Source organism: Luteimonas rhizosphaericola (genome assembly GCF_029888045.1).
GTDB classification, from domain to species: Bacteria; Pseudomonadota; Gammaproteobacteria; order Xanthomonadales; family Xanthomonadaceae; genus Luteimonas; species Luteimonas rhizosphaericola.
Genome location: NZ_JARXRN010000025.1, coordinates 187,643 through 197,840 on the forward strand (window position 1 = coordinate 187,643; position 10,198 = coordinate 197,840).

Annotated in this window: 7 protein-coding genes; 4 read left to right on the forward strand and 3 right to left on the reverse strand. The window is 72.8% G+C overall.

Annotated features, from left to right (window positions below; translation table 11 throughout):
* The first annotated feature begins 298 nt into the window (after positions 1-298).
* Positions 299-1,549 (forward strand): TCR/Tet family MFS transporter, encoded by a 1,251-nt coding sequence (locus tag QFW80_RS10195; protein WP_280601766.1) that lies wholly within the window; start codon positions 299-301, stop codon positions 1,547-1,549.
* A 119-nt stretch (positions 1,550-1,668) separates the two neighbouring features.
* Entirely contained in the window at positions 1,669-1,893 is a 225-nt protein-coding gene (locus QFW80_RS10200; RefSeq protein ID WP_280601767.1) for a hypothetical protein, read from the forward strand.
* A 318-nt stretch (positions 1,894-2,211) separates the two neighbouring features.
* Here QFW80_RS10200 and QFW80_RS10205 read toward each other — a convergent pair whose 3' ends face one another.
* Both QFW80_RS10205 and QFW80_RS10210 read right to left on the reverse strand, forming a co-directional pair.
* Positions 2,212-2,652 (reverse strand): I78 family peptidase inhibitor, encoded by a 441-nt coding sequence (locus QFW80_RS10205; RefSeq protein ID WP_280601769.1) that lies wholly within the window; start codon positions 2,650-2,652, stop codon positions 2,212-2,214.
* A gap of 99 nt (positions 2,653-2,751) precedes the next feature.
* Positions 2,752-3,636 (reverse strand): hypothetical protein, encoded by an 885-nt coding sequence (locus tag QFW80_RS10210; protein WP_280601770.1) that lies wholly within the window; start codon positions 3,634-3,636, stop codon positions 2,752-2,754.
* A 190-nt stretch (positions 3,637-3,826) separates the two neighbouring features.
* On the opposite strand from QFW80_RS10210, the gene QFW80_RS10215 reads away from it, so the two are divergent.
* Both QFW80_RS10215 and QFW80_RS10220 read left to right on the forward strand, forming a co-directional pair.
* On the forward strand, positions 3,827-7,729 hold the full coding sequence (locus QFW80_RS10215) for a hypothetical protein (protein WP_280601772.1): 3,903 nt from the start codon (positions 3,827-3,829) through the stop codon (positions 7,727-7,729).
* Between the two features lie 217 nt (positions 7,730-7,946).
* A complete protein-coding gene (locus QFW80_RS10220; RefSeq protein WP_280601773.1) occupies positions 7,947-9,617 on the forward strand; it encodes a serine hydrolase in 1,671 nt (556 codons plus the stop codon).
* A gap of 7 nt (positions 9,618-9,624) precedes the next feature.
* Here QFW80_RS10220 and QFW80_RS10225 read toward each other — a convergent pair whose 3' ends face one another.
* Positions 9,625-10,197 carry a hypothetical protein gene (locus QFW80_RS10225; RefSeq protein ID WP_280601775.1) on the reverse strand — a complete coding sequence of 191 codons (573 nt, stop codon included), beginning with the start codon at positions 10,195-10,197 and terminating at the stop codon, positions 9,625-9,627.
* Between the last annotated feature and the right edge of the window lies 1 nt (position 10,198).

Sequence of the window (10,198 nt, forward strand, 5' to 3'; positions counted from 1 at the left end):
CCGTGGTCGAACATCGCTCCGGATTTCCGCGTAGGGCGGGGCCGCCTCATGGTGCGCTGGACCGGGAAGCCCGTCGTGCACCTTCGTGCGGCTCTTCGTACGGCCCTTGTGGGTCGCGGCGATGGCTCCCCGGGTGCGCTTCGCTTACCCGGGCGACGCGCTGTTCCGCGTTCGACCGGCCACGCATGCCTGTGCGCGCGTTGTAGCGACGCACTGAACCGGTGCGTCGCCGATGGCGCACGGGCGCGCGTGCCGGTTTGCCCGATAATGCGCGCCTTCCCCGACCCGGCGCCCGCGCGTGAGCGAACCCGTCCCGTCCCGGCGCAAGGCCGCGCTGGTCTTCATCTTCCTGGTGGTGCTGATCGACGTGCTGGCTTTCGGGCTGGTGATTCCGGTGCTGCCGCACCTGGTGGAGGAATTCACCGGCAGCACGGCCCAGGCCGCGCTGTGGATCGGCGTGTTCGGCACCGTGTTCGCGGCGATCCAGTTCCTGTCCTCGCCGATCCAGGGCGCGCTGTCGGACCGCTACGGCAGGCGCCCGGTGATCCTGCTGTCGTGCCTGGGCCTGGGCCTGGACTTCGCGATCATGGCGCTGGCGCCGACGCTGTGGTGGCTGCTGCTGGCGCGCGTGTTCTCGGGCGTGTTCTCCGCCAGCTTCACGACCGCCAACGCCTACGTGGCCGACATCATCTCGCCCGAACAGCGCGCGAAAAGCTTCGGGCTGATCGGCGCCGCGTTCGGCGTGGGCTTCACCATCGGCCCGGTGCTGGGGGGCTGGCTGGGCGAGGTCGACCTGCGGCTGCCGTTCTGGTTCGCCGCCGGGCTGGCGCTGCTCAATTTCTGCTACGGGCTGTTCGTGCTGCCCGAGTCGCTGCCGCCGGAGGCGCGCTCGCGCCGCTTCGACTGGCGCGCCACCCGTCCGTGGGCGGCGATCGTGCTGATCGCGCGCTATCCGGCGATCATCGGCCTGGCCGCGGTGGTGTTCATCGCCAACCTCGCCCACTACGTGTATCCGAGCGTGTTCGTGCTGTTCGCCGACGTGCGCTTCGGCTGGGGGCCGTGGCAGGTGGGCTGGGTGCTGTTCCTGGTCGGGGTGTGCAGCGTGCTGGTGAACGTGGCGGTGGTGGGGCGCGTGGTGCGTGCGTTCGGCGAGCGCCGCGCGCTGATCCTCGGCCTGTCGTGCGGCGTGGCCGGCTTCCTGGTGTACGCGTTCGCGCCGGTCGGCTGGATCTTCCTGCTCGGGCTGCCGGTGAGCGCGCTGTGGGCGATCGCCGCGCCCGCGAGCCAGGCGCTGATCACGCGCCAGGTGGACAAGGACATGCAGGGCCGCATCCAGGGCGCGCTGATGAGCCTGGTGTCGGTGGCGGGAATCATCGCGCCGATCGCGTTCGCCAGCGTGTTCGGTCTGTTCATCGGGGAACGCGCGCCGGTCGAGTTCCCGGGCGCGCCGTGGATGCTCGCGGCCGCACTGCTCGCGGCCGCGGCGGGCATCGCCTGGCGCTACGCGCCGCGCGCGCCGGTGCGCGATCCGATCGCCGATGCCGGATGACGGCGCGTTCGCCACGGACGCAGGCGGCCCGGCAGCCACGGACGGGAGATGACGCGATGCACGCCGGGATGCCAGGATGCGGTTCGTTGAGGAGATGGAGCACGCGCACGATGCGGAAGATGGGACTCTGGCTGGCGGCAGCCGTGCTGCTGGCGGGCTGCGGCAGCTACGACGTACGCGATACCCACGCCACGGTCGACCGCGACCCGGCCTGCACCAGTCGCCCGGACCGGCCGGGGGAACCGGTGTCGCCGGCCTGCGAGCGCAAGACCGAGACGACCTGGAGCAGCGAGCGCGGCGAGCGCGCGCCGGTGGATTTCAGCGGAAAGCCGAAGGACGACTGAGCGCGCCAGCCTCGCACTGCGCGCGGGGCGCATCGCGGACAGTGGCGCGTTTCAACCGCGCCGGGGTCCGCAGATGCTTCCACGAGCATATCGCCGGCCGCTGCTGCCATTGCGCCCGCACTGCAGGACGCTGCGCACGCATGGGGAGCGGTTCCGCCGATGGCGAACCGGACAGTCTGTGCCGCGACCCGGGCAGACGGTTGCCGCGACTGAGGCGTGCCGAATGCATGCGACCACCTGGCCACGGCCGGGCGCTCGCAGGAACACGGCGCATTGCCGCCGGATCGCGACCTGGACCGCGATCCGGCGAGGGCTGCATCAGCCGCAGCCGACCTTCTCGATCACGCCGGCGTCGTCGACGTTGATGTTCAGGCGATCCTGGCGGAAGTCCATGGTCGCCGCGTCGCCCGGACGCAGCACGCGCACGCTGGCCGACTGGCTGTCGGCGGTGGCCTTGGTGACCACGGCCTCGGTCGCTTCCTGGCCGACCAGCGCCTGCACCGCATCGGCGTTGCACACGCGCTGCGCGGTGCTCGCGTCGGGCTCGCTGCCGGCATCGATCGCGTCCACGGTATCGGGTGGAACGCGGGCATCGGGGGGCGCGGCCGCGGGTGCCGGGGCGGTGGCCGCGGGCGGCGTGGTGTCGGCATCGGGTGCAGGCGCATCCTCGCGCGGTGCGCAGGCGCCCAGCAGCAGCGCCAGCGAAATCGCGAGTGCGCTGGCGGCGGGAAATCGGGTGCGGCGTGGCAGGTGGATCATGGCGGACCTCCGGAGTCGGTGGGATCGCGGGTGGGGGTGAACATAGCGTCCGGTTCCTGAAGGGCGCGTGGGGCGGGACCGGCCATGATCGGCCGGCGTTCAGCCCACCGCGGCGCGCTTGGCGGCAGGCAGGGCCTGCCGCAGGACCGCGTTGAAGCCGGTCGCGAGCAGTCCGAAGCCGGCCTCGGTGGGATGGATCTCGTCGTACCAGAACGCGCGGTCGTCGACCGAGCCGATGCCGGAGAAATCGGCGTAGGAGAACAGGCCCGGCCAGGCCGCGCGCGTGGGCGCCAGCACCTGGTCGCGGAAGCCGTCCACCAGCAGCCGCCAGGCGAAGCGTTCGGCCTCCGCCTTGCTGCCCAGCACCGGCTGCATCACCGGCCACAGCCACGGGCCGACCGTGCCCATCACCAGTGCCGCCAGGCCGAGGTTCTGCACGGTCAGCGCGCCCTGCTTGCCGATGGCGTGGCGCGAGATCGGCGCGTAGCCATGGCCGACCACCCGGATGCCACCGCCCATCCCGGCCATGGCCGAGAGGAGGGTGTCGTAGCGCCCGCGCAGCCGGTCGAACATGCCGTGCGCGACCACCGCGTCGAAGGCGGCATCGGCCGACATCCGCCCGCGCCCGGCGAACACCTGCGCCAGGCGTTCGCCGAGACAGTCGTTGCCGCCGATGCTCAGGCACAGCAGGTCGAAGCCGCGCGCGGCGAAGCGTTCGGCGTTGTTGCGGCAGGCGGCCGGTGTGAGCATCTGGGCCGCGGTCAGGCCGGGGCCGCCGAGCCGGATCGACATGCCGTCGATGCGGGCGAAGCTGTTCCAGCACAGGTTCTTGTACAGCGGAGTACTGAACCAGGAATCGCCCCAGTACGCGATCAGCGGGCGCCGCTCGAGGTAGGCCTGCCAGTCCCGCCGCTGGCGCGAGCGCGGCGTGCCGCTGGCGGCGCGCAGCTGGCTCCAGTTGTCGTAGATGCGCTTGATCGCCATCGCCAGGCCTCCCGGCCACGAGTCTGCGGCCGCGCATGCGGCCCCGCCAGTCCCCCCGCCGGTGTCGGCGCCTGGTTCCCGGAGGCCAACGCGTTGCGGCGATGCGGGCGGCCAGCATGCGCGCGCCGCGCGTGCCCGGCTTGCACTACAGTGGCGGCCGGGGGATCTGCCAACGCACACGGAGGATGCCGTGCGCCTGCAGGACATGCTGCCCGCGCTCAGGGCGCGCTGGGGCAGGACCACCCGCGACACGCCCGACATCGATGCGGTCAAGGCGGCCGAGCTGCGCACCATCCTCGGCGAGGCCGGCGCGCGTGGCGATCCGGCCGCGGTCGAAGCCTGGGGGCTGGCGCTGTCGGGCGGCGGCATCCGCAGCGCGACGTTCGGCCTGGGCGTGCTGCAGGCGCTGGCGCGGCTCGGGTTGCTGGGCTGCTTCCACTACCAGTCGACCGTGTCGGGCGGCGGCTACGCCGGCGCATTCCTGCAGGGGCTGATCCGGCGCCACGGCTTCGCCCGCGCCTTCGCCACCCTGGCCCCGCGCGGCGACCGTCCGGCCGACGACGACGGCCCGGGCCAGCGTCCGATCCGCCACCTGCGCGAATACAGCAACTACCTGGCGCCGCGGAAATCGCCGTTTTCCGGCGACACCCTGGGCATGGTCGGCACCTACGTGCGCAACGTGCTGCTGGTGCAGGTGCAGCTGTGCGCGCTGATCCTCGCGCTGTGCCTGCTGCCGCTGCTGCTGTACGCCGGCGCGGTGGAAGTCACCGTGCGCAACCCGACCCTGCTGCTGTCGCTGGCCGGGCTGACCGGAATGCTGGCGATCGTGCTGCTGGCCTACGTGAGCACCTACGCCAACCGGCGTCCGCACCAGGAGGGCGAGGTCGCGCCGCCGCCGCGCCGCGTGGTGCTGGCGGCGCTGGCGACCATCCTCGCGCTGGCGCTGGCGTCGATGCTCGGTGCGCTCGGGCTGGGGCGCTACGAGCGCCTGCCGGGGTTGTTCGCCGCGGCGGTGGGCTGGCTGCCCGAGCCGTGGGCGGCCAGCGGGTTCGACCTCGGCCTCGTCACCGCGGCGCTGTACCTGCTGGTCTGGCATGCGTGGCTGCTGCTCGACCCGTGGTACTCGCGCATGGTGGCGCGCGGCGATGCCCCGCCGCCGGCGCTGCAGCGCCACCCTTGGCGGTTCGTGCTGGCCACGGTGGGCGCGGGCGCGTTCGCCGGCGTGGCGATCGTGGCGCTGCGCGACTGGCTGTCGGCATGGCAGGCGGTGGGCAGCCTGTGGCACGTGCTCGCATTCGGGCCGCCGCTGGTGGTGGCCGCGGTGGTGCTGACCGCGATCGTGCACCTGGGCCTGGCCGGCCCGGCGATGAGCGACCTGCAGCGGGAAATCTGGGCGCGCGTGGGCGGCAAGACCAGCGCGCTGGTGGCCTTCGGCATGACCCTGACCCTGGCGCTGACGATCTACGGCCCGTGGGCGATGCGCTACGGCGCCGGGCAGGGCGTGCGCGCGCTGTCGGGCCTGGGCTGGGCGGGTGCGCTGGCGTGGCTGTCGACCACCGGCGTCGGCCTGCTGGTGGCGCACGGCAAGCGCGACGGCAGCGGCGGTTCGAAGCGCTCGCGCCTGCTCGACCTCGTCGCGCGCGTGGCGCCCTGGGTGTTCCTGCTCGGGCTGCTGATCGCACTCAGCCTGGCCGGGCACGTGCTGCTGCAGGCGGCCGGGCCGTGGCTGGAGCGCGTGGCCGGCGGCGCCCCGGCTGCGCTGCCGCCGTTCGCCAGCGAGTCGCTGGGCGACTATCTGGTGCAACTGCACGCGGCGGTCAGCGGCCATCCGCGCGCGCTGCTGCTGCTGCTCGTCGGCGCGCTCGCGCTGTGGCTGCTGTTCGGCTGGGCGGTGGACGTCAACGAATTCAGCCTCAATGCCTTCTACCGCAACCGGCTGGTGCGCTGCTATCTCGGCGCCAGCAACCTGCACCGCAATCCCGAGCCGACCACCAACTTCGACGTCCAGGACGACCTGGTGCTGGCCGACCTGGTCGAGGTGCAACGCCACGACGGGGCGCGCCCGCTGTATCCGCTGATCGGCACCGCGCTGAACCTGGTCGCGGCCAAGCAGCTCGACTGGCAGGACCGCAAGGCGGCCTCGTTCTGTCTGACGCCGGGCTGGTGCGGATCGCTGCCGCCGGATTCGCGTGCCGGCGATGCGCCGATCGGCGACCGCATGGCGGCGACCGCGGGCACCGCCTGCCGCACCGTGCCTCCGCCCGCGCGTGGCGACGTGGACCACGGCGATTCGCTGGCAGGCTCGCTCACCCTCGGCAGCGCGATCGCGATCTCCGGTGCCGCGGTCAACCCGAACATGGGCTACCACAGCTCGCCGGCGGTCACCTTCCTGCTCACGCTGTTCGACGCGCGCCTGGGCTGGTGGCTGCCCAACCCGCGCCATCCCGAACGCCCGCGCGCCGACGACGCGCCGTTCTTCGGCCGCTGGCTGCTGGCCGAACTGCTGGGCCGCACCCATGCCGGCGGCAAGTTCGTGCACCTGTCCGACGGCGGCCACTTCGAGAACCTGGCGCTGTACGAGCTGGTGCGCCGGCGCTGCCGCTTCATCCTGTGCGTGGATGCCGCGGCCGACGGCGCGCGCGCCTTCGCCGACCTGGGCAACGCGGTGCACAAGTGCCGGGTCGATTTCGGCGCCAACATCGACATCGACGTCGCCGCGCTGGCCGCGGGCGACGGCGGCCTGGCCGAGCGCAGCTGCGCAGTGGGGCACATTGCCTACGCCGACGGCAGCGTCGGCACCCTGCTGTACCTCAAGCCGACGCTGACCGGCGAGGAGCCGGCCGACATCGCGCACTACGCGCGCAGCCACGCCTGCTTCCCGCACGAGCCCACCTCCGACCAGTTCTTCGACGAAGCGCAGTTCGAGAGCTACCGCCGGCTGGGCGAGGACATCGCGCGGCGCGCGCTGGAGCCGGCGCTCGAACGCATCGACGCCGCGCCCGGCTCGCCCGCGCACGACGAACTGGGGCTGTACGACTCGGCGCTCAAGGACAAGCTGCTGATCGCCCTGCGCCAGCGCTGGGTGGCGCCGCTGCCGCGTCTGGACGACCGCTTCGCGCTGCACGGCAAGGCGCTCACGCGCCTGCTGGGCAAGCTGCGCGACACGCCCGCGCTGGCGGTGCTCGACGCGCAGTTCCATCCGGCCTGGACCGACCTGGTGGAGGGCGCGCCCGACGCGCCGGGCGCTGCCCCGCCCTCGCCGCTGGAGCGGCGCACGCGGTTGCCCGCGCCGGAGGATTTCCGCGCCTGCTTCTACTTCTGCCAGGAGCTGATCCGGCTGATGGAGGCGGTCTACCACGACCTCGGCCTCGAGCACGCGTGGGACCACCCCGACAACCGCGGCTGGGTCAACGCGTTCCGCCACTGGAGCTGGGCGCCGATGTTCCGCATCGCCTGGATCGTCGGCGCGCCGACCTTCGGTGCGCGCTTCGTCGCGTTCTGCCAGCAGCGGCTCGACCTGCCGCGGCTGGACAACGACGGCGAGGACCGGCGCCGCGTGCTGCGGCTGGAGCGCCATCCGGTGCCGCCGGGCGGCGACTGGCAGGGGCTGTGCGACGCGCTGATGGCGCAGGGCACGATCAACCACGTCGAGCACGCGATCCTGCTGTCCGACCCGCTGACCAAGCACGCGGTGCGCCCCACGCACCTGTACGTGCTGCGCCTGAAATGGTCGGCGGTGCTGGCGCGCACCGCCACCGCGATGCCCGACACCACGCTCGGCGTGGCGGCGATGGCGGAGGGCACGCTGCGGCTGATGCGGGTGCAGGACCACGTGCGCCGCCTGGGCCTGGCGACCGAGTTCCTGCGCCTGCTGATCAACCGCGAGGTGCTGGAAGCAGTCGACATCCGCCCCGGGTATTACGGGCTGGGCGGCGTGTGCCGCAACCGGCGCGCCGCGCAGGTGCAGGCCTGGCTCGAGCAGGCGCTGGCCGTGGCGCGAAAGCGCCAGCGCGCGCGCAACGATGCCGCGCGCGCTCGCCGCGAAGCACGACGGGCGCGGCGCAGGGGGCCGCTGCCGGCGGATCCGGCGTGAGGGGGCAGGCAGGCGCCGTGAGCGCCATCGCGCCGCCAATGCCGTTGAGCTGCGTCCCGCGGCGGCCCTGGCCTGCGTGCCGCGCCCGGCGTGGCGCGATCGCGCGGGTCGCGTCACGCCGGCGCCTGCTCGTGCGTCGTGGCGTGGCCAGCCCCGCTCCCGCAGCCGAACCGCGCCGGCCGCGGTGGGGCGCCCCCCGATCCACAAGGAGTCCACGATGCGCCTGATCCTGCTGCTCTGCCTGCTCGTCCCGCTCGCCACGCATGCGCAGTCCCTGCCATCGGACGCCGAGGTGTCGGCGTTCGCCGCACGCAGCCTGGAGGCGAACTGCGATTCCGGGGCGCCGGGCATGGCGGTGCTGGTGGCGCGCGGCGACGAGGTGCTCTACCGCGGCGCCTGCGGCCGCGCCAGCCTCGAGCTCGGCGTGCCGCTGTCGCCCGGGCACGTGTTCCGGATCGGCTCGGTGACCAAGCAGCTCGCCGCCGCGGCGGTGCTGAAGCTGGCCGAGGACGGCAGGCTCTCGCTCGACGATCCGCTGTCGAAGTTCGTGCCCGGCTATCCAGGTGGCGAGGCGGTCACCGTGCGCATGCTGCTCGACCACACCTCCGGCATCCGCAGCTACACCGACATCGCCGCGGTCATGAGCAGCGGCGGCATCATGCAGGACCTGTCCACCGCGCGCCTGATCGACAGCTTCAGGGACCAGGCGCCGGACTTCGCACCCGGCACCGACTGGCGCTACAACAATTCCGGCTACGTGCTGGTGGGCGCGGTGATCGAGGCCGTGAGCGGACAGTCCTGGCACGACTACCTGCGCACGGCGTTCTTCGCGCCGCTCGGGATGGACCACACCGGCTATGGCAACGAGGCCGAGGCCGTGATCCCGGGCCACGTCACCGGCTACACCCGCAAGGGCGCGGGCTGGGCGCGCGCGGCGTACCTGAGCATGACCCAGCCCCATGCCGCCGGCGGACTGGTGTCCACGCTCGACGACCTGCACCGCTGGAACCGCGCCCTGCACGCGGGCGGGCTGCTGCGCGAGGCCGGCTATCGCGCGATGGTGACGCCGGCCGGCAAGGCCGCCGACCACGACTACGGTTTCGGCATCTCCACCGGCACCCTGCGCGGCCGCCCGAAGCTGGACCACGGTGGCGGCATCTTCGGCTTCAGCAGCTACCTGCTGTACCTGCCGGAGGATGAGCTGACCGTGGCGGTGCTGTACAACGCCGACGCCGGCCGCGACGGCATGCTCGGTACCGGACGCATCGCCCAGCTGCTGGCGGCGCAGGCGATCGGCCGCCCGTATCCGGACAAGACGCCGATCGAGGTGGAGGACGCGACGCTGCGCGAATACGCCGGCGTGTACCGGATCGACGCCGGCAACACCCGCATTGTGCGCATGTCGGATGGCCGGCTGACCTCGCAGCGGACCGGCGGCCAGCCCTATCCGCTGATCCCGGTCGCGGCCGACACGTTCGCGTTCGAGGAGGGTCATTCGCGGATCGTGTTCGAACGCGATGAGGCAGGGCGCATCGCGGCGATGCGCTTCTTCCCGGAAGGCGAAGGCGCGGGCGAAGTGGCGCCGCGCAGCGAAGAACCCGTGCCCGCCGGCCGGCCAGAGGTGCAGCTGCCGCGCGAGGCGCTCGAGCGCATCGCGGGCGAGTACGTGCACGCGGGCGTGGTGTTGCGCGTGTTCCTGGACGCAGACGTGCCCAAGGCGCAGCTCACCGGCCAGCCGGCGTTCGAGATCTTCGCCGAATCGCCGTCGACGTTCTTCTACAAGGTGGTCGAAGCGACGCTGGAATTCGCGCCGGCGAACGCGCCCGCGCGGAGCGTCACGCTGCGGCAGGGTGGCGCGGTGATCGAGTACGTGCGGCAGGGCGACTGACGCCGGCTCAGCCGCGCCAGCGCAACGGTGGCGTCGCCGGACACACGCGCACCGGGCGCGGTTCCTCCAGGTCGCTGTCGAGCAGCCAGCAGTCGTCGAGCACCGAGCAGTAGCAGGCGCGCAGGCGCACGTGGTGCCGCTCGCGGTCGAACGCGTCGAAGGTATCGGCCGGCACGCGCGAGGCCGGCATGCGCAGGAACGACACCCACTCCTCGGCACCGAACACGCGGTTCTGGATGCCGCTGCCGATGATCGGATAGCTGTCCTCGCGCATGGCCGGCATGCCGCCGCAACACGCGTCCAGCAACTGGCCCGAGGTGGCCATCGGCTTGCCGCGGTACGTCAGTTCCGCCCACCGCACGCGTGCCGGACCGGTGCCGCGGTTGAGCAGGTCGAGCGCGATCTCCGGGCTGCCGTCGTCGCGCGAGACGTTGCTGCTGCCGAAGATCATCGACGGCCACACGCTGGCCGCCAGCATCCGCTCCTGGGTGCGGTTGGCGCTGATCGCCACGAACAGCGAGACGATCGAGACCACGATCGCGCAGGCGCCGACGACGAATTCGAAGGTGCGCCTGCGCACG